This window comes from Sinomicrobium halophytocola (assembly GCF_052983395.1).
In genome coordinates this window covers 50,176-67,741 of sequence record NZ_JBRKIT010000002.1, presented here as the reverse complement: position 1 = coordinate 67,741, position 17,566 = coordinate 50,176, and the positions used below count along the sequence as shown (strand labels likewise).

Below are 17,566 nucleotides of genomic sequence, written 5' to 3'. Positions count from 1 at the left end.
GGATTAATTTTTCATCATGAGTAAAAAAAATAAAAAAACGTATCTTTACTCTTCACAGCAAACACCTGAAAACATGAAACATATACCCACTTTACTACTGATATTCTTTTCTCTCGGAACCTTGTACGCCCAGAAACTGGAGGGTACATGGAAACTGACCCACAAAAACGGAACGGAAATCAACGATATGGAATACATCCGCATATACCAGGACGGATATTTTGCCTTCGGAGGCAAAAAAATGGAGGGCAACGAGTTTACGGATACCGGTGGAGGCGAATATATCCTGAAAGGAGACCAATACATGGAAATACCGGATTTTTATACAGCCGATCCGGAAAAGATAGGTAAGAAACAAACCTATTTACTGGCCGGTACGGGTAAGCAGATCGTTTTGAAACAGGCAAACGGCGACACCGAAACATGGACCAGGGTTTCCGACCAGAAAGACGACCTTACCGGGAACTGGGTCATTACCGGAAGAGCCAACCCGGAAGGAGAAGTTAGTGAAATGACCCCTGGCGATCGCCGGACGATAAAAATATTGAGTGGCGCGAGGTTTCAATGGATTGCCTTTAATTCCAAAACCAAAGAATTCCACGGTACCGGTGGTGGTACTTACACCGCCCGGGACGGAAAGTATACGGAGCAGATCACATTTTTTTCCAGGGATAACAGCAGGGTCGGCGCTTCTTTGGAATTCAATTACGAAGTTAAAGACGGCAAATGGCACCATAGTGGAAAAAGCTCTGCCGGAAAACCGATCTACGAAATATGGTCCGGATACCACGAGGCCTATACACCGGAAGAATAAGAAACTCTTTTATTCCAGGACAACCCCGTATTTCTTCAGTAACCCGGCTGCCCCATCCATAGAAAACCTGGCTTTTCGAAGGCGGTTCCCGTCGGGGTCTATCGAAAAATTGAACGAGGTCCGGAAATCGGCGCCTTCCAGGTTGGTGTTCTCAAAAACCGCCCCGGTGAGATCACAGTTTTCAAAAATGGCGTTTTGAAGATCACATTCACGGAAATCCACACCTTCAAGTTTGCAGTCTTTAAAGTAAGTCCCTTTTAACTTCATACGGTGGAAAGAAGAAAAATCCAAAGCGGAATTTTCAAAGCGAAAAGCAAGCAGTATGTCGTTACATCGGTCAAAAGAAACTCCCAATAGCTTGCAATGTTCAAAACAAATATCCCGAAAGGCAGAATGTACCGGCTTTGCCATACTGAGATCGCAATGCGAAAAACGGCATTCGAAAAAATCGATCCCGGACAGGTCCGCACGCGAAAAGTTGCAGCGTACAAACGAGCAGTCCTCATATTCTCCCTTTTCCGGCGGCTTCACGGAAAAATCCGTATTCTCGAAAGTTTTATCATAAAAGACCATGCTTCCCTCCTGTTATTTATGTGCCGTTTCCATCTTATTAAAAAGGTCCCATACCACTACCCCGGCGCTTACCGAAATATTGAGGGAATGCTTGGTGCCGTATTGCGGTATTTCTATAACTTCATCGCAATCGGACACGACTTCCTGCGCCACCCCTTTTACCTCATTCCCGAAGATCACTGCATATTTTTTCCCGGTTTCCGGAACAAAATCGTTAAGTAGCACCGCATTTTCCGCCTGTTCTATAGCCACAGTAACAACACCTTCCGTTTTTAATTTGTTCACAAGTGCAAGGGTATCTTTCACATATTCCCAATCTACACTGTCCGTAGCACCAAGAGCGGTTTTATGGATGTCTTTATGCGGAGGGGTGGCTGTTATACCGCACAGATATATCTTTTCGATCCGGAAGGCATCGGCTGTGCGGAATACGGACCCGGTATTATTAAGGCTTCTTATATTGTCAAGGATGATGATCAAAGGCGTTTTTACCGTGCTTTTAAATTCTTCCACCTGTAAACGTCCCAGCTCGCTGTTCTTCAGTTTTCGCATACTTCCTGTTTTTCGTTACACTATGCAAAGCAAAATTAATCTTTTGTCATCCAATATAAAACCCGGGGATGGGGTCTTTTCCTCCGAACAAAAATTTCAAACGGATAAAATTATTCATAAATTCGCCCTTATCAAAGTGACGGGAAGATAGAGTGAGGAGAAAACAAGGTGACAGGCCTTATTTTGACACACAACTTTAAGATCGTTGAGGACAGAAAGTATCAATGCAGAAAAGTTAAAAACCTTAAGCTTTGTATATTAAACCTATAAACTATAAACAGCTTGGCATCTACAAAAAGTAAGAAGGAAACGCCGTTAATGAAGCAGTACAACCAGATCAAGGCAAAATATCCGGATGCCCTGCTCCTGTTCCGTGTGGGAGATTTTTACGAAACCTTCGGGGCAGATGCCGTAAAGGCCGCCGGCATACTGGGCATTGTACTGACACATCGCAACAATGGCGGGGATCGTAGTGAACTGGCCGGTTTTCCACACCATTCCCTCAACACTTACCTGCCCAAACTGGTAAAAGCCGGTGAGCGCGTGGCTATCTGCGACCAGCTGGAAGATCCCAAACTCACCAAAAAGATAGTAAAACGGGGTGTAACCGAACTCATAACCCCGGGTGTGGCCCTGAACGATGATATTTTACATGCCAAGACCAACAATTTTCTCTGCGCCCTGCATTTTGGTAAAAAACAGATCGGGCTTGCTTTTTTGGATATTTCCACGGGGGAGTTTCTGACCTCCCGCGGAAGTACGGAATACGCGGACAAGCTGTTGCGGAACTTCAATCCGAGTGAGGTCCTGGTATCCAAGAAAAACAAACAGGAGTTCCTTTCCGTATTCGGTAACGACTTTCATTCCTTTTTTATGGAAGACTGGGTATACCAGGAAGACTTCGCCCTGGAAACCCTGATGAACCATTTTAAAACAAGTTCGCTAAAGGGTTTCGGAATAGACCACCTTACAGAAGGCATCGTTGCTTCTGGTGCGGCTTTGCATTACCTCTCGGAAACCCAGCACAACCAGCTCCAGCACATTACTTCCGTAAACCGGATAGCGGAGGACGAATATGTGTGGATGGACCGCTTTACGATGCGTAACCTGGAATTGTACAGTTCCACCGCCACCAATGCCGTAACGCTCATTGACATTATAGACAAAACCATTTCGCCCATGGGAGGCCGTATGTTGAAACGATGGCTGGCCCTACCGCTTAAAAATACCGGAAAAATAAAACAACGACACCACGTGGTCCGGTATTTCCTGGACAACGACGTCGTATTGCAGAAAATACGAAACCAGGTGAAGCAGATCGGCGATATCGAAAGGCTTATTTCCAAAGTAGCTACGGGAAAGATCAACCCGAGGGAAGTCATTCAGCTCAAAAACTCCCTCGAAGCCATCATACCGATAAAGGCACTGGCATCGGAAAGCGGGGAAGAAGCGTTGAAATTGTTGGGGGACAAACTACACTTATGCGATACCCTGCGTGCAAAGATCAAAGAGACCCTGAACGAAGAAGCACCGGTAAACATCCAAAAAGGCAATGCCGTAGCTTCCGGGTTCTCCACAGAACTGGACGAATTACGAAGCCTCGCCTTTTCGGGCAAAGATTATCTCGACCAGATGCTGGAACGGGAATCACAAAGGACAGGTATCCCTTCATTGAAAATCGATTCCAATAATGTATTCGGCTACTATATCGAAGTCCGCAATGCACACAAAAACAAAGTTCCCGAAGAATGGACCCGAAAACAGACACTGGTAAACGCGGAACGCTACATCACGGAAGAACTTAAGGAATACGAGGCGAAAATATTGGGAGCCGAAGAAAAAATACTCCAGTTGGAACAAAAATTGTTCGCACAACTGGTGGAGTGGATGAAACAGTTCATTTCTCCCGTACAGGCCAATGCAGCATTGATAGCGCAACTGGATTGCCTCAGCGGCTTCGCCCGACTTGCGGGGGAAAACCATTACGCCTGCCCGCAGATTGAGGAATCTTTCGAATTGCAGATAAAAAACGGAAGGCATCCTGTTATCGAAAAGCAACTACCCATAGGCGAAGCGTATATAGCCAATGATGTTTTCCTTGACCGGGAACAGCAGCAGATCATTATGATCACAGGGCCCAACATGAGTGGTAAATCGGCCATATTACGGCAAACCGCCCTTATTGTTCTCCTCGCGCAGATGGGAAGTTTTGTCCCTGCCGATGAAGCCCGTATTGGTATTGTAGACAAGATCTTTACCCGTGTCGGTGCCAGCGATAACATATCTATGGGAGAATCCACTTTTATGGTAGAGATGAACGAAACGGCTTCCATCCTGAACAATATTTCGGAACGCAGCCTGGTACTCCTGGACGAGATAGGCCGGGGAACCAGTACGTATGACGGAATTTCCATAGCATGGGCCATCTCCGAATACCTGCACGAACATCCCTCAAAGGCGAAGACACTTTTTGCCACGCATTATCACGAGCTCAATGAAATGAGCGAGACCTTCCCCCGTATAAAAAATTACAACGTATCGGTAAAGGAACTGAAAGACAAGGTACTCTTCCTGCGCAAACTGGTTCCGGGAGGTAGCGAACACAGCTTTGGTATTCACGTAGCCAAAATGGCCGGAATGCCGCAACAGGTCATCCGGAAAGCAAATAAAATTCTTAAGAAATTGGAAAAATCGCATTCCGCAAGCGAATTGTCCGACAACTTGAAATCGGCCCACGACGATATGCAACTGAGTTTCTTTAACCTGGATGATCCCCTTCTCGAAGATATTCGCGAAGAAATATTGCATACGGATATCGATACGCTGACCCCTGTGGAAGCATTGATGAAACTGAACGAAATAAAACGTATGCTTATCAAAACCAAATAATGACAGGTACAGGGTAGAAGTATAATCATTTCACTTTCAACAGTCTTGTATATCTGGTGTAAAAAAGCGGGATAGCAACGGTTAAAAAAGCAGTCTTTTTTAAAAAAATTCTTTGCTATTTATAGAAAAGCGTTAAATTTGCATCCGCGATAATCCCCGGAAGGGTACGTTCTTATAAAACGCGAAAATAGCTCAGTTGGTAGAGCGCCACCTTGCCAAGGTGGAGGTCGCGGGTTCGAATCCCGTTTTTCGCTCGATATCGGCTCCAGTTTACCCTAGGTTCATCTGCACTAAGCGCAGTCAAAGAACTCAATCACCGGAGTTGTTGAAATAGTTTAATTTCACGCTCGGGTGGTGGAATTGGTAGACACGTTGGACTTAAAATCCAATGAGCAGCAATGTTCGTGCGGGTTCAAGTCCCGCCCCGAGTACAGAAAAGCCTTGTAAAGTATTTATTTTACAGGGTTTTTGTTTTTATACTGACAATTTCACTGACAGAATTAGTTTCTTAACGTTCCTGCCTCCCCTAATTTCGTAATTTTCTCGAACCGTAACGCTGCTATGCTCCCGATAAAATCGGGATCCAAAATTACTTCATTAGTGAACAAAAGCATGACTTTTCGCTCAAATACAACAACTCAAGACGAGTTCAAATAAAGATTACAGAAACGGACCCGGAACTCTTGGAATTACTGTCTTTGAAAGATAATGAAGTCTATGATTTACAGCCGGACTTCAGCAAAGCAGGTTGGACCTATACCAAAAATGAAATTCCTTCGCCATTAAGGGGGAATACCTTCTGTTTACATCACCACATATACCCGCTATCCTTTAAAAGGAAAAGCTCCGCAACTTCATTATAGCTATGACTTTGACCAGAGAGGTAGTGAGTTATCGGAAGGTGTGGCCGGCCTTATGAAGGTATTAGGGCCATCGGAAGCCTCCTATTCCATAACATCCAAGGCTCCAGGGTCTAGTAGTATTATCGCCACCACCAACTGTACGTCCTGAAGATTACCTACAACTTTCCTGGGAACAGGTGGACTTCGGACATGCCTATGTTTCGCCCCTTATAGCTCCCGACCCCCTTCTTAAAGTAAGTATAGATAAGCTTATCCAAAAGACAAATCCTCTCCTCTTTCATCTTCTTATCGCCCCTTCGCTTTCGGGATCAATAAGTAACTATCATTTTAAATAAGAATTATTAAAGATATTTTTCGGATTTGGGGATTCCGGGAAACACAGTTCAGATAAACGATTGTGCCCACAACCTTATATATTTTTTAAAATAGTCTGCATGGTGTCTGAGCATTATAGAAAAGAAACTACTAAAACTGAAAATGATATTTTGGTGTGCTCCCGTAGCATTCATTTGGCAAACGCCCTTTATTATGTTGGTTCCCGTCTTCTGTCTTTATCCTGAGATTGTCCAGGTATTTTTGATCTTGCATTTTCATGAACGATCGGACCAATTCAATGTTCAGCAGATCAATCAAACGCCTCATGACCACTACGCTCGAATGACCACAAACAACTATGGGACCAACAGTTAAATTATAAAGTCACCCCTGATTTTAAACTTATCCGCATACCTGTTGCTTCGAAGCAATGGGTCTCGATAGATCGCAATAAAAAGCCTCCCTTAATTTCCAAATACCTTACCCGGAAATCCTCACCCATTTCAGGTAAAAAACAACCTCTCCCTGTTGGGAAGATATGGGAGGCGTACATATAAGAAGTTCCTCCCCTTCAACACGGACATACCTCACTTGCTTACTTCCTATCCAATTGGGAAGCAGGCTGCCCTCAACCGTATGTACAATTTCACCGGGGCGTGTTTCCTCATACTTCCCGTAATAAGCCAGGTAGCCATCAAAAGCCATGCGTATTTCCTCCTGAGTACCACTATTGATTGAAGTGGAATTGAAAAGAGGGCGTTCCGGCCTCATTAACTGCGCATTCATCAAGCCACTCTTATCATACATTAATATCCCCTCAACACTTTCTCCGAAATAGTGAACGGGTTTGTTATCATTATCGTAATATACCCATGAAAGCAGTTTCCAGGTACCTACAATTTCTTCCTTAATAAATCTATTTGTCATAATTGGTCAGTTATTTACATAATTCATTCAATAAATGCCTGAATAAAAACATGTGCTTCGATAGTTGCCATATTCTTTATAATATTATTTTATCCGGTACCAGCGCTCTTACTTCCTCCGCTATCATAGCGGTTAGGTACAAACGATCATTTTCCAGGTAGCGGTGTCCTCCCGGCCTGGAAATCACTTTAACCGGTTGTGAGGTTTCAAAACGCCATTCTTCGACCTGTTCCCTGTTAACACGCTGGTCTTCCTTGCCATGAATGGTTATCAGGGGAACAGGCAACTTTTGCTTCGGGACATAACGGTAACGATTCAGTAGAAGCAAATCGTCCCGTAAGCGTTTTATCAACAATTGAAACAATTCCTTATCCTGGTGTCGAATTTTTTCTAGATGTGGAAATATCCCGGTGAGTTCTGTATCGTTAAATGTACTCATTACTTCCCGGGGGAAATAATTCACAGGCCCGGGCATTCCCGAAAGAATCAGTTTTTCGGGCAAGTTATAATGTAAGATTCTAAGTTCCCTTGCAATCTCAAATGCCAGTAATCCCCCCATACTGTGACCAAAAAACAGGAAAGGTTTATCCAGGATCGGTAAAAGTTCCGATATGATATCGGTAACAAGCCGATATATGTCCGTATAGGTATTTTCAGTTAACCTCGTTCCCCGCCCCGGCAGTTCCAAAGCTACCAGTTCTATGTCTGTCCCTAACAAGTGTTCCCATCCCTGAAACAAAGAAGAATCCCCCCCGGCATCATGAAAGCAAAACAACCGATACCTGGCTTCTGGCCGGGGTCGGGAAATAACAAACCAATCCGTAATATCCATAGCTGCCTTATTTGTGCCTGCAGCTACGGAATGTTCCTTATCTTCCTGATTATCCATAGTATCTACAATCAGTGCTGCATAAGCCGCTATGCTGGGATGAGACCAGAAGGCGGAGACCGGTAACTTCAAGGAAAGTTCTTCCTCCAGGTCATTGCGCAGCAGTAGGGTCATAAGCGAATCTACGCCGACATTTTTAAATGTTACGGAAGGGCGGATACGGCCCGGGGGTATTTTGGTGATTCCCGCAACATGCTTCACCAACAGCTGCTCTGCCGCTTCCTGCTTTTCCTCCCTGGAAGAAAGGGATTGAAAACGGGAGAGGAATTCTTCACTATCCTGTTCTTCATCTTGTTCCGGATGAGAAAAGGTCCCTAAATAATGGTCTTGTGCAAGCTGTTCTCCAAGTAGTTTTCCTTCCAGTTTTTTTATTTTCAGTACCGGATTTCCGGTATAATCATAAATAGCTATATCTGCGGAAATGGTCGTCCCTCCCCCTTCTTCATTTTTCAGTATTCCGAATACAATGCTTCCATACAACTCCTGGGCACCATCCGGAATACCGGCTATTGTTATTTCTTCCGCAGCTGTAAGAAATGCAGCCCGCCCGGGTTGTATTCCGGTATTTTCTATGGCTGCATAGTATATCGGCTGAAAACAAGCATCCAGTAATCCCGGATGTACCCGATAGCTATCTGCGGACTCCAGGATGTGCTTGTCCGGCCGGATACGAAAATGTACCTCTTCCGGGAACCTGTCATTCTTGCCGATCTCCCGAAGTCCCAGGAACGAACCCTGATAATCTAATCCCAGTGTTCGAAGGGCATTGTAATAAGATAATGCCTCGGGAATTTCATCCGTCCGGAGGAGCTCTACAATTTTTGTGAAATGTAATTCAGCCTGTGACCGGAAAACAATCTTTCCCATAGCAACCGGTTCCCATTGACCGTCATCATATATATGATCGGCCTTTACAAAGAATTTAAACGAAAAACCTTTATCCTGACGATCTAACTTGCATTGTATGGTTATACATCCTTCTAGTGGTAAAATAACGGATTTCAAAAAATGTAGCCCGGTAATAACTGGAACATCTGTAGTGTTCTCTTTGCCTACTACCTGTAAGAGCATTTCGATATAAACCGATTCGGGGATGACAAAAGCATCATTAATCCTGAAATCTTTTAGGAAAGATAACATTTCCAGGCTGATTTGCCTTTCCAGGTAGCGGGTATCTTCGGAATCGGCAAGAGGTATGGCCTTCCCCTCTAACGGGAACCGGGGACTTTTTCCGGTATCGGTCACCAGGTGAGACCTGTCTTTGATCTCAAAATGTTCGCGCTGAAAAGGATAATTCGGCAATACCACATCCGGTGCCTTGGTGGTACCGTAAAAACGGGTCCAATCTATAGTATACCCCTGTTCGTATAAGTTTCCCAGGTTTCTGTACAGTGATGGCAGTTCCGGTTCTTCCCGGTAAAGCGAGGCTGCCGTAATTATTTGTTTTTTAAAATCTCCGGCACACTCCTTTATCGCGTTCGACAACACGGGATGGGGTCCGATCTCCATAAAAATCGTATATCCCTCATTCATCAAATATGTCATAGCAGAAGTGAACTGTACCGTATTTCGCAGGTTATCCACCCAGTAATCTGCATGAAGTTCCTCCCCGTCTACTATCTTATTCCGGCAAGTAGAGAAAACCGGGATCGTTCCGGGTTGTGGTTTAATATCCTGTAGTGCTTCCTTGAGTTCTCCTGTAAGCGGGTCCATTTGCCTACTGTGGGAAGCCACATCCACTTTTACCTGCCGACAGAAAATATCCCGCTGCTCCAGTACGGATTTGACCTTATCCATAACTTTTTGGTCTCCCGCCAATACGGTAGACCTGGGACTGTTGTTTACGGCAACGGACAATTCCGGGTATTCCCTTTCTATCCATCCACTGGCTTCTTTATAGGACAGTTCCGTGACCATCATCGCCCCTCTCTTACCACTCACTGTTTTCATCAGGGCGCTACGCTTACAGATAATACGGGCGGCATCATCCAGGGATAATATCCCCGCAATATGTGCAGCTGCCACCTCCCCCATACTATGTCCTACCACTCCATCCGGGTATATGCCCCAGGACATCCAAAGCCTGGCCAGCGCTATTTGTATGGCGCACAAGGCAGGTTGGATGACATCGATTTCCTGTAAACGGTTGATCTCCGGAGTAGCTTGCAGCACCTCCACCAGGTTCCAGTCCGTGTAGGAACGGAAAGCCCGGGCACAGGCTTCTATGACCTCTTTAAACACCGGCTCTTTTTTAAGAAGTTCCTTTCCCATGCCAATCCATTGTCCTCCTTGCCCGGGAAACACCATGACCAACTTATTTATGGATGAGGATAGATTAAGGGGGATGATCTCCTCCGTCCCCTGTGCAAAATTTTCCAGTGCTTCGAGCAATTCATCCCTGTGCTCTGTCGTAAATAATACCCGGTGATCAAAAGCCGGTTTTAACATAGCGGATGCAACACAAATATCCCGAACAACAGTGTCCGGCGCATTTTTTAATATTGCGGCATAAGCCCTTGTATAATCTTTTAAGGCCGCTGTGGATTTAGCCGAGACCGGGAGGCAATACCCTGTTCGGGTAATCGGTGCAGGGGACTTTGTAATAGCGTAACTTTCCCGGTATTCTTCCAGGATCACATGGGCATTGGTCCCTCCCCATCCGAAGGAATTGACCCCGGCTTTCAAACGTTCCCCGTTAAGAACAGGCCACGAAGTGAGTTGATGCTGTACCGCAAGTTTGAGGGATTCGAAGGGAATATCTGGATTCGGGGTCCGATAGTGGAGGCTTGCCGGTAACTGCTTGTGTCGCATGGAGAGCACCACTTTTATCACCCCGGCTATACCTGCCGCGCCTTCCAGGTGTCCTATATTTGTTTTTACAGAACCAATGTGCAACTTATTCTCTTCTCTTCCCCTGGAAAAAAATGTTCCAAGGGCTTTAGCCTCCGTAGGGTCCCCCACTTTGGTACCGGTTCCGTGAGCTTCCACATAATGTACTTCATGTGGGGATATTCCTCCTTCTTTATAGATTTTATGGAGTAGTTGTTCCTGTGCGGGAATACTGGTGGCTGGCAGGTTTGTATTATGGCCGTTATTATTGACGGCCGTATTGCGTATAACCGCATAGATTTGATCTCCATCCGCTTCAGCCCGTGACAATTCTTTTAACAGGAGAACCCCTCCGCCCTCTCCGCGAACAAAGCCATCTGCTGCCCTGTCAAATGCACTACATTGTCCTTTTGCAGACAACCCGCCGAACTTCGAAAGCAACACATACTGCCCGGGATCGAGAAGATGGTTGACCCCACCCGCAACAGCCAGTTCCGTATCTCCTTCCCACAAACTCCTGCATGCCAGGTGCAGTGCTACCAGGGAGGCAGAACAACCGGTATCCACGACCAGGCTGGGTCCGGTAAAACCATAAACAAACGAGATCCGGTTGGCAATGATATTGGCAGCCCGTCCTAATGCAGAATGTGAGGATACCAACGCATTTTTCTGCCGGCAATAATGTTCAAAATCATTCCATATGTTTCCTATATACACTCCGGCCCGGCTTCCCTGTACTTTATCGAACGGTATATTCGAATTTTCTATAGCTTCCCATACCAGTTCCAGCATTAATTTCTGGGAAGGGTGCATTTCGGAAGCTTCCGCCGGGGAAATACGGAAAAACAAAGGGTCAAAATCGTGAATATCCGTTAGCATCGAAGCCTCCCGCTGATAGGTTTTATTCACGGCCTCGGGGGAAGGGTCATAAAAATCCGCCACCTCCCATCTTTCTTTGGGTATGGAGGTAACCGTATTTTTACCTTGTTTCAATAATTCCCAGAATTCCGATAATGTAGATGCCTGGGGAAAACGGCAGGACATGCCTACTATGGCAATGGCTTTTTGACAAGAAGAATCGTTTCTGTCTGAATAAGTTGGGGCTTTCTCATACATGAAAAATCAGTTTTAAGTTTATAAGTCAGGTAAGTATTTTCATCTGTATTGATTATAAAATAGAATCCGTTGACTGGTTAAAACAAAAATATTTTAAACATATATTATGTAGTTTCTTTTGGGGCAACATCCAAGTATAAATTTATAAATATTTAACCCACACTAAATGCAGGAAAAAACAAACAACACACCAATGACACTTTAAGATTTGTGAGATACATAATATTCTCTCCCTCATTCTGTCAAGAAGCTAAAAAAACCGGCAGTTCAATCCTGAAAAAGAATATAATCTTCATCTATATCCCGCTAGGAAGGAAGAATAACATTTATCCCCACCCCGCTCTTGGGAACGATATCAAACTTAATCTTGATCCGTTTCACCATTCCTTTTTGGTGGTACGGGATATCCCCCTGGTTCGTACCGTGGTGTTCCGCTTCTATAATACCAGGAATTCAAACCACTGATCATTAGCTTTATGTAGTAAATAAACTCTTCTGTCTCTTTTTGATACGGACTGAAATCCGGAAGATGGTTTGATAATGTTACAAATTCATCTACAAATTCATCATGAATCCTCATCCCTTCCGCACAGGCTTCATCAAAAGACAGTTTGTTATGATGCTGTAATAATGTGATGATATTGAACATCTCTGATTCTATCGGTATCTCCTTTTTGATACTGGCAAAATCATTTTGAAGTGCAACAATTATGGCCTCAAGCATTACCAGGCGCTGGATAACCGTATGATTATAAATAAAGTCAGGCAAAGCAAAACCGGTCAAGAGACTAATCTGGTCAATAAATGGTATCATTCCAATAGAATTGGCGCGAATCAAATGAAAGAGGGAAACGGGGGGAATGTCTTTACTGATCTTATACGGTGATTCCTCCATGATCCCATCGGCAATAAAGCGGTATTTATAATTCCTGGCTATCCGTTCCATCCAGAAGTCGGGCATCCCGAGGGCGATCCATTCCTTTCTGCCGGTTTGCATTTGACGAAGTATCCCCATTTCTTCCGGCCGGGGATCGTCCCCCATCATTACATCAAAAATCCGGTCCCTGAAAGCCGCTATTTCCGCTACCGGTAAAAGTTCTACATAATCATCTGTTATTGTCATGTAAATTACAAAACGCGCAATGGCACGCACTTTGTCCCGGTCGGTAATTGTGGGTACCATATAAGGCCCTACGTCAACCAATCGCATTTTTTTATATCTTGCCAACGCTTCCGATGATAAAAATTGATAATCCCGGTCATACCAGTTGTTCTCTTCTTCGTAGAAAGTGCCGCTCAAGGGGCTTTGAATGGTTGGCCAGGGATAGGTGGGTTTAGGTACCTGTATTGTTTTTTGCATGGTATTAATTTTTAATAGTATGAATCCTTAAGTTATAATGTTCCGATTGTTTTTTAACATGTCCGCTGAGGGAAATCCCGTTGTGGTATTGTAACGGGCAAGATCAAAGGAGACCGTTTTCCATCCGCTCAGGGTAATACTCATATAGTGCACCCAATTAACTACAGCGCTATGCCACTCTCCGAAATCGGGAAGGCTTCGCTGCAACATCAAAAATTCTTTCAGGTCTTCGCTATGCATGCGGATGTCTTCGGCACAGGCCGCTTCGATAGAAATCCCTTTCTGATATTCGATGACCTTTACCATGTTGTAATAAATCCCCCCGGTAAGCTGGTCTTTCTGTAAAGACTGCACGTCGTTGTACAAAAGCATCATCCGGCTGGCCAGGGTCTGTAACCTCCTGATCACAGGGTGGTCATGAATTTCATCGGGCAAGGTCACCCCGGTGTCGATCTCCGTAAGTTGCAAAAACGGGTAAAGACAAAGGGAGGCTTCCCGTATGGCCAGGCATTCGGCAATGCCAGGATATTCATGATTGGCTTTATATATCAACTCCTTTTCCAAACCGTGAAAATAACGGTCTATCATGGTGACAAACCTGTTGTAGGAAGCCGGGGCGAGGTATAGCAAAAACTCTTTTCTTAAAGAGCCTAGTAAAGGCTCCAAGGGAATACGGGAGTTTTCTCCTGTCATCTCTCCATTGAGCACAGCCAGGGAACGATCGCGTATGAAAGGAAGTTCTTCGGGGGTGATCTCCTCGTACATATCATCGTTATACAGCGTCCAGAGCATCAGCCGGCATACCGGCAAAAGGCGTTCGTGGCCCGCTGTGGGAAACCAATGTGAAGCAATATGCGCCGTTCGGGTGTTTTTGTATTTTTTACGAACGGCTTCATTCTCTTGGTAGAGATAAAGATAGGCCCCGTCTATCCATTCATTATCCGTAATGTGTTGCAAGGTGTCTACATACGGATTTTTAAAACAGGGAAAGGGGTAGCGGAATTCATTCTGAAGAATTTTCTTAATGTTCATAATATGATGAATTGGAGCAGGTTTAATATAAAAATCAGAGCAACAACTCCCTGGTAAAAAAACACCAGACGGGGAGCAGTAAGGATCAATGAGGCCAAAACAATTTATATTGTAATGGTTTTCAGATAAAATTAAGTGAATATTCGGGATCTTCATTATGGATTTCCGTAATCAGGTAAAAAATTACTTTTTATATAGTTCACCTAATACATATTCTACTCTCTCAATTCTACTAAGACCTATTCCTGTTTGTTTAAGATAAATTTCGAAAATATCATTCCCGCGTTCCTTCGTCGTTTATCCTTAATCCCTTCTGAAAAGTATGAAGGTGAGTCCAGGGATTATCAGTTTGTTGCTCAAAATGGAAGATTATTTTCGGAAAGATAAAGACAAGCAATAAATATCCAATTCCTCTCTTATGAATACAACAAAAAAAAGAATCACAGGGAGGGAGCCTGTCTGCTAGCTGGGTTGTTCCCTTCCGGCTATGGTATAGGACATTCGCAAGAAGGTGGCCTATTTCCGATTAACAAGGCTTAATATGAAAACCGATTTTTTAGTCCGATTCCCATATACCAAATTACCAAGAATTTATTCCTAAACTTAAAACAAAGTATAAACGATGTACGCATCGTGTACATACTTTTAAAATACCAAAAAGTTTGATCTACACATGAATCATTGTACAAAGGTAGGCTTAGGGCTGCTGAAGCACCTGTGGGGATGCAGCGGGAAATACCTACTGTGAAACGGAAAAAGACGACCAACTGGAAACCTGGTCTGAAGAGCTTCCGGAAGCGGAATTAAAACTGGAAGACGAGCCGGATAATGCAGCTTTAATCAGCCGTATCTCTGCCCTTGAAAATGACATTGAAGCCCTGCAAAATGCTGAACAGTAGATGTGGGAGATCTATGAATGGTGGATAGTAACCCTCTGGCTGGCCCATAAACTGGAAAATTACGGGGAGCCAATGCTTAGCGATGGACAAAACCATTACTGGGGACGCTGTACCACCGAATACTTACCCTTCCAATTGTAAAATGTCGCCTGACTGATGCCCTGCTCCCGGCTGAGATCAGAAACCGAACGACCCGAATCTTGCAAGGCAAGAATCTTGATGATAATTCATTTAAATTCGCCCAAGATACGTAAAAACCTTATGAAGTACTGATTTCACTGGTTTTTTGATTTTTTAGGCAACAAAATTTTCATTGCCCATTTTTATCCGTCTTGGGTGGCTCACTTTATCCGTTCTTTCCAGCTAAGCATGTCAAATCGCCAAAGGACTCGACCAGAAAGAAATTAAGTGAACCTGATTTTTCTCCTTTATATAAATAGAACATACCCTAAATTGGGATTTTGTATCGACTATGTCGAAAAATCCCTCAAAACTCAAAGATAACACATCGATTGACAATTTTCCTGCCCAAAAAACTCCCTGAGAGATAAATCTTTCTCCCTCTGGCATAAATGTTTTCGTTTTGGATTTGGGAACTTTATACTGTATTAGAGCCTGTTTAAACAAGATCCCCGATTTCAAGTTCGGAGTTTCGGGAATCAGGCCTCTGAAATACGATGTGCATGTAAGTGAAATTGTTAAAAATCCTACACAAAAGTATTCCCCCGTTATACTTTTTGTATCCACTTAGGATACCGGGTTTAATATTGAAAGCAGTAATTTTATTTTGATATACCGGCAGTCGAAGCGTGGTCCATAAACTTTAAAAATGATCGACTCCATCACTGCCAAACAAAGCATAAACCCCTATGCTATATGAAAACACCATACGACCTAATCTTTAAACCGCAAGAATTAGTATACGCTAACCCCGTTGAAAAGCTGCCCGAATGGTGCCGCTTCCCAATGTCCTTTGCCGAGCGGTGCCATTACTACCATTTGCGGGAGATGGAAATCCTAAGCCAATATATTCATCATCCCCCATTTTATATCGATATGTTTGAGATCAAGGCCAACAGGCCCATGGCTGTCCCGTTTGAAGTTCCCAGGCGACAGTTGTTTCTCTATTTTATGCTTGGCGGTACCCTGTCCATCACCTCCGTAAATAAGCGCCTTGTTACACAGGTAAACACCAATACATTTGCCATGTTGTATTATGGAAAGGGGCAATATACGGCACACACCGACAAAGGCCATCACACCGTTCTGTTTGCAAATATGACCCCGGAATGGTTGGAAAACATCAGCATGGACTTTCCCGGCCTTCAATTTATGCTCGAAAAATTCAGGCATAGTTCCAGGCCCTACCACCTTATGCACCCCTGCCGTATAGACCGCAAGGTACAACGCTGGCTTTATAAGGTATATAGCTATTCCAAGAACAATACGGGCGCTTTGGACGGCAACCTGCGTAAGTATCTTTCGTATATACTGGGGCACTATAATTCCGTATTGGGGCCACAGTACCACAAACTGGCCTACCGGGTGAAGATATACCTGGACGACCATTACCGCAGCAACCTTCTAAATGCCAGGTTCCTTGCTTTGCAGTTTCAGGTTACCGAACGTACGCTCCGCAACCACTTTAAACGGGAATACGGTATGACCCCGTACGAATACTACAGCAGGCTCAGGATCACCGATGCTATAAGGCAAATGGAACTCCATGACCTGAATATCAAGGATGTTTACCTGTCGGTGGGATATGGTGATGAAAGTACTTTTCGTTATGCGCTTAAGAAGTTTCTAAAATAAGTTTCACCCCCCCTGTTTTTTTATCTCCAAAAGTTCCTTCCTTTTCCCTATTTCAACACAAAAAAAGCCACCTATCGCTATGACCATTAACAAACTTTAACATTTAATTGGAAAAATTGGAACGTTTTGAGCAAAGTCTGCACAATTTTTACCAAATTTTCCTTTCGCATCGTAAAACCCGGTTCTAATTTTACTGTATTCATTGGGACTGCTTATAGCAATCCCGGAAAAATGAATACCAACTGAGTACAATATATGTATTGCGCAATACATACAGGGGATGCCGAAAACCTGATAGAGTAGGCGTAATTTTTAATTTTTTTAGTCATGAAACGTCTTAAATTGATTTTGCCTTCATTGGCATTCGTTTTAGCTATTGGACTGGCCTTTGCCATCGAGCATAAAGCCCCGGGAGATCTTGTCCTGGAAATTGATGGAGTTCTCTATAATTCTCCGATTGATTGCGATGGTTCTGGTCAGAACTGTACTGCACAAATCTTAAAAGATGGTGCCGTGCAGGAGTTCCAAGTGCTGAGAGAGACCGCTACGGGGGACTATGAACCAGAAGAAACAAGTGCACCAAACAACACAGTCTTTCCATTTTCTTCGTTGACCCCGGTAAACCCTTAAATAGTCATAAAAACTTATAAAAGGCTATTTGTAAAGAAAGATACTCAGGTCATAAACCATGTT

The 17,566-nt window shown here is 44.0% G+C and carries 12 protein-coding genes and 2 tRNA genes; 7 read left to right on the top strand and 7 right to left on the bottom strand.

The annotated features are described in order from the left end of the window. Positions 1 to 73 precede the first annotated feature (73 nt). Positions 74 to 814, top strand: a complete 741-nt coding sequence (locus ACVBDY_RS00845) for a DUF4488 domain-containing protein (RefSeq protein WP_447173580.1) — start codon at positions 74 to 76, stop codon at positions 812 to 814. Positions 815 to 823: 9 nt separating this feature from the next. Here ACVBDY_RS00845 and ACVBDY_RS00840 read toward each other — a convergent pair whose 3' ends face one another. Together ACVBDY_RS00840 and ACVBDY_RS00835 are read right to left on the bottom strand one after the other, a co-directional pair. Continuing rightward, positions 824 to 1,387, bottom strand: a complete 564-nt coding sequence (locus tag ACVBDY_RS00840) for a pentapeptide repeat-containing protein (protein ID WP_447173579.1) — start codon at positions 1,385 to 1,387, stop codon at positions 824 to 826. Between the two features lie 12 nt (positions 1,388 to 1,399). Then, positions 1,400 to 1,939 carry an RNA methyltransferase gene (locus tag ACVBDY_RS00835; protein WP_447173578.1) on the bottom strand — a complete coding sequence of 180 codons (540 nt, stop codon included), beginning with the start codon at positions 1,937 to 1,939 and terminating at the stop codon, positions 1,400 to 1,402. Between the two features lie 318 nt (positions 1,940 to 2,257). On the opposite strand from ACVBDY_RS00835, the gene mutS reads away from it, so the two are divergent. The 3 genes from mutS (at position 2,258) to ACVBDY_RS00820 (ending at position 5,259) form a co-directional block, all read left to right on the top strand. Beyond that, positions 2,258 to 4,828 carry a DNA mismatch repair protein MutS gene (gene mutS / locus ACVBDY_RS00830; RefSeq protein ID WP_447173616.1) on the top strand — a complete coding sequence of 857 codons (2,571 nt, stop codon included), beginning with the start codon at positions 2,258 to 2,260 and terminating at the stop codon, positions 4,826 to 4,828. A gap of 181 nt (positions 4,829 to 5,009) precedes the next feature. Then, positions 5,010 to 5,082: transfer RNA gene (locus tag ACVBDY_RS00825), tRNA-Gly, on the top strand. Positions 5,083 to 5,173: 91 nt separating this feature from the next. Next, positions 5,174 to 5,259: transfer RNA gene (locus ACVBDY_RS00820), tRNA-Leu, on the top strand. 1,227 nt (positions 5,260 to 6,486) lie between these two features. Here the strand turns inward: ACVBDY_RS00820 and ACVBDY_RS00815 are convergent. The 4 genes from ACVBDY_RS00815 to ACVBDY_RS00800 all read right to left on the bottom strand — a co-directional run bounded on the left by ACVBDY_RS00815 (position 6,487) and on the right by ACVBDY_RS00800 (position 14,159). Further along, positions 6,487 to 6,933 carry a lipocalin-like domain-containing protein gene (locus ACVBDY_RS00815; RefSeq protein WP_447173577.1) on the bottom strand — a complete coding sequence of 149 codons (447 nt, stop codon included), beginning with the start codon at positions 6,931 to 6,933 and terminating at the stop codon, positions 6,487 to 6,489. Positions 6,934 to 7,009: 76 nt separating this feature from the next. Further along, the gene (locus ACVBDY_RS00810; RefSeq protein ID WP_447173576.1) at positions 7,010 to 11,767 is read right to left on the bottom strand and encodes an alpha/beta fold hydrolase; all 4,758 of its coding nucleotides are present in this window, start codon (positions 11,765 to 11,767) and stop codon (positions 7,010 to 7,012) included. 361 nt (positions 11,768 to 12,128) lie between these two features. After that, entirely contained in the window at positions 12,129 to 13,127 is a 999-nt protein-coding gene (locus ACVBDY_RS00805) for a terpene synthase family protein (RefSeq protein WP_447173575.1), read from the bottom strand. A 27-nt stretch (positions 13,128 to 13,154) separates the two neighbouring features. Next, on the bottom strand, positions 13,155 to 14,159 hold the full coding sequence (locus ACVBDY_RS00800; protein WP_447173574.1) for a terpene synthase family protein: 1,005 nt from the start codon (positions 14,157 to 14,159) through the stop codon (positions 13,155 to 13,157). A gap of 899 nt (positions 14,160 to 15,058) precedes the next feature. Here ACVBDY_RS00800 and ACVBDY_RS00795 point away from each other — a divergent pair. Next, positions 15,059 to 15,199 carry a hypothetical protein gene (locus ACVBDY_RS00795; protein WP_447173618.1) on the top strand — a complete coding sequence of 47 codons (141 nt, stop codon included), beginning with the start codon at positions 15,059 to 15,061 and terminating at the stop codon, positions 15,197 to 15,199. Here the strand turns inward: ACVBDY_RS00795 and ACVBDY_RS00790 are convergent. Continuing rightward, entirely contained in the window at positions 15,154 to 15,264 is a 111-nt protein-coding gene (locus ACVBDY_RS00790) for a transposase (RefSeq protein WP_447173573.1), read from the bottom strand. The genes ACVBDY_RS00795 and ACVBDY_RS00790 overlap by 46 nt on opposite strands. Positions 15,265 to 15,934: 670 nt before the next feature. On the opposite strand from ACVBDY_RS00790, the gene ACVBDY_RS00785 reads away from it, so the two are divergent. Next, positions 15,935 to 16,873, top strand: coding sequence for a helix-turn-helix domain-containing protein (locus tag ACVBDY_RS00785; RefSeq protein ID WP_447173572.1), 939 nt, complete (start codon positions 15,935 to 15,937; stop codon positions 16,871 to 16,873). Between the two features lie 327 nt (positions 16,874 to 17,200). Beyond that, a complete protein-coding gene (locus ACVBDY_RS00780) occupies positions 17,201 to 17,503 on the top strand; it encodes a DUF6520 family protein (protein WP_447173571.1) in 303 nt (100 codons plus the stop codon). The last annotated feature ends 63 nt before the right edge of the window (positions 17,504 to 17,566 follow it).

Excerpts from the sequence above, each read along its gene's own strand:
- ACVBDY_RS00845 (WP_447173580.1), top strand. The coding sequence starts at position 74 with ATGAAACATATACCCACTTTACTACTGATATTCTTTTCTCTCGGAACC.
- ACVBDY_RS00840 (WP_447173579.1), bottom strand. The coding sequence starts at position 1,387 with ATGGTCTTTTATGATAAAACTTTCGAGAATACGGATTTTTCCGTGAAG.
- ACVBDY_RS00815 (WP_447173577.1), bottom strand. The coding sequence starts at position 6,933 with ATGACAAATAGATTTATTAAGGAAGAAATTGTAGGTACCTGGAAACTG.
- ACVBDY_RS00810 (WP_447173576.1), bottom strand. The coding sequence starts at position 11,767 with ATGTATGAGAAAGCCCCAACTTATTCAGACAGAAACGATTCTTCTTGT.
- ACVBDY_RS00785 (WP_447173572.1), top strand. The coding sequence starts at position 15,935 with ATGAAAACACCATACGACCTAATCTTTAAACCGCAAGAATTAGTATAC.
- ACVBDY_RS00800 (WP_447173574.1), bottom strand. The coding sequence starts at position 14,159 with ATGAACATTAAGAAAATTCTTCAGAATGAATTCCGCTACCCCTTTCCC.
- ACVBDY_RS00780 (WP_447173571.1), top strand. The coding sequence starts at position 17,201 with ATGAAACGTCTTAAATTGATTTTGCCTTCATTGGCATTCGTTTTAGCT.
- ACVBDY_RS00805 (WP_447173575.1), bottom strand. The coding sequence starts at position 13,127 with ATGCAAAAAACAATACAGGTACCTAAACCCACCTATCCCTGGCCAACC.
- mutS (WP_447173616.1), top strand. The coding sequence starts at position 2,258 with ATGAAGCAGTACAACCAGATCAAGGCAAAATATCCGGATGCCCTGCTC.
- ACVBDY_RS00795 (WP_447173618.1), top strand. The coding sequence starts at position 15,059 with ATGTGGGAGATCTATGAATGGTGGATAGTAACCCTCTGGCTGGCCCAT.
- ACVBDY_RS00835 (WP_447173578.1), bottom strand. The coding sequence starts at position 1,939 with ATGCGAAAACTGAAGAACAGCGAGCTGGGACGTTTACAGGTGGAAGAA.